General features: G+C 70.8%; 2 protein-coding genes. One reads left to right on the top strand and one right to left on the bottom strand.

The window, feature by feature from the left end:
- Positions 1-32: 32 nt before the first annotated feature.
- Positions 33-1,718, bottom strand: coding sequence for a fumarate hydratase (locus ACFU99_RS41085; RefSeq protein WP_384403143.1), 1,686 nt, complete (start codon positions 1,716-1,718; stop codon positions 33-35).
- A gap of 160 nt (positions 1,719-1,878) precedes the next feature.
- On the opposite strand from ACFU99_RS41085, the gene ACFU99_RS41080 reads away from it, so the two are divergent.
- On the top strand, positions 1,879-2,337 hold a 459-nt coding region (locus tag ACFU99_RS41080), incomplete at its 3' end, for a DUF1707 domain-containing protein (RefSeq protein WP_384403141.1).

Here is a 2,337-nt window from a genome sequence, read left to right as displayed (position 1 = left end):
GAACCGCTGTCCGAGCCGGGGACGGGCGTACGTCACGACCCCTGGCGGACCGGGATGCTGGTGACGAACGGCTGCTCCGGCGCCGGGTCGGCGAAGAAGTCGTTGCCCTTGTCGTCCACCACGATGAACGCCGGGAAGTCCTCGACCTCGATCCGCCAGACCGCCTCCATGCCGAGTTCCTCGTACTCCAGGACCTCGACCTTCTTGATGCAGTCCTGCGCGAGCCGGGCCGCCGGGCCGCCGATCGAGCCGAGGTAGAAGCCGCCGTGCGCGTTGCACGCGGCGGTGACCTGCCCGGAGCGGTTGCCCTTGGCGAGCATCACCTTGGAGCCGCCCGCCGCCTGGAACTGCTCCACGTAAGCGTCCATCCGGCCCGCCGTCGTCGGCCCGAAGGACCCGGACGCGTACCCCTCGGGGGTCTTGGCCGGACCCGCGTAGTACACCGGGTGGTCCTTGAGGTACTCCGGCATCTCCTCGCCCGCGTCCAGCCGCTCCTTGATCTTCGCGTGCGCGATGTCGCGGGCGACGACCAGGGTGCCGGTCAGCGACAGCCGGGTCTTGACCGGGTGCTTGGTCAGCTCGCCGAGGATGTCGTCCATCGGCCGGTCGAGGTCGATCCGTACGGCCTCCAGGTCCGGCCCGGCGCCCTCGGTCAGCTGCTCGTCGGTCGTCTCCGGCAGGAAGCGCGCCGGGTCCCGCTCCAGCTGCTCCAGGAAGACGCCCTCGGCCGTGATCTTCGCGACGGCCTGGCGGTCGGCGGAGCAGGAGACGGCGATGGCCACCGGGCAGGACGCGCCGTGCCGGGGCAGCCGCACGACCCGTACGTCGTGGCAGAAGTACTTGCCGCCGAACTGCGCGCCGATGCCGATCTTCTGCGTCAGCTCGAAGACCTGCTGCTCCAGCTCCCGGTCCCGGAAGCCGTGCCCGGCGGGGGAGCCCTCGGCGGGCAGCTCGTCCAGGTAGTGCGCCGAGGCGTACTTCGCGGTCTTGAGCGCGAACTCGGCGCTGGTGCCGCCGACGACGATCGCCAGGTGGTACGGCGGGCACGCGGCCGTGCCGAGCGAGCGGATCTTCTCCTCCAGGAACTTCATCATGCTCGCCTCATTGAGGACGGCCTTCGTCTCCTGGAAGAGGAAGGACTTGTTGGCGGAGCCGCCGCCCTTGGCCATGAAGAGGAACTTGTACGCGCCGCCGTCCGTCGCGTACAGCTCTATCTGGGCCGGCAGGTTGGTCCCGGTGTTCTTCTCGTCCCACATCGTCAGCGGGGCCATCTGCGAGTAGCGCAGATTCAGCTCCGTGTACGCGTCGAAGATGCCGCGGCTGAGGGCCTCCTCGTCGCCGCCCTGGGTCAGCACGTGCTGCCCGCGCTTGCCCATCACGATCGCGGTGCCGGTGTCCTGGCACATCGGCAGCACGCCGGCCGCCGCGATGTTGGCGTTCTTGAGCAGGTCCAGCGCGACGAAGCGGTCGTTGGCGCTGGCCTCCTGGTCGTCCAGGATGCGGCGCAGCTGCGCGAGGTGGGAGGGGCGCAGATAGTGCGAGATGTCGTGCATGGCCTCGGCGGCGAGCTTGCGCAGCGCCTCCGGCTCGACCTTGAGGAACGTACGGCCGTCCGCCTCGAAGGTGGAGACGCCCTCGGAGGTGACGAGACGGTACGGAGTGTCGTCCTCACCCAGGGGGAGCAGATCCGTGTAGGAGAACTCAGGGACAGGGGGCATTGCGGCCATTCCTCACTCGGCAGACTGCGACAGCTGACGTCCTCGGCAGCGCCCACCAGAGTAGAACCCGGCCGGACGGGGACGGTTGTGAGGTAAGGCTCAGTAGAGCGCCGCAAACACCGCCTGTCGCGATCTATCGCGTTTCGCTACGCTGGTGCCCGTGGATGAGTCTTCGCTCGAAAAGCGACCCCAGCAGCCGACCGCGCCCTCCTCCCAGGACGGGCCCGCGGTCCGGTTCCGGAAGGGGCCCTCGCCGGAAGAGCGGCCGGCGGCCACGGCCGAACCGGCGGGCGAGGGGGAGTACCGCGCCTCCGACGCCGATCGCGACCGGGTCGCGGACATCCTGCGCGAGGCCCTGGCGGAGGGGCGGCTCACCGCCGACGAGCACGCCGAGCGGATCGGCTCGGTCTACGGCGCCAGGACGCTCGGCGAGCTGGAGCCGATCGTCCGCGACCTGCCCGCCGCCGGACGCCGGACCGGCCGCCCGGAGCCTGCCGCGGCCTCCGGCTACGCCCCGCCGCCGCACTCCGGCACCGACGCCGCGGCCGAGAACCTCATAGCCGTCTTCGGCGGCGCGACCCGCAAGGGCCGCTGGCGGGTCGGGCGGCGCACCAACGCC

Source organism: Streptomyces sp. NPDC057654 (assembly GCF_042800135.1).
Lineage (GTDB): Bacteria > Actinomycetota > Actinomycetes > Streptomycetales > Streptomycetaceae > Streptomyces.
The sequence above is the reverse complement of the archived record's forward strand: the minus strand, read 5'-3'. Positions and strand labels throughout refer to the sequence as shown.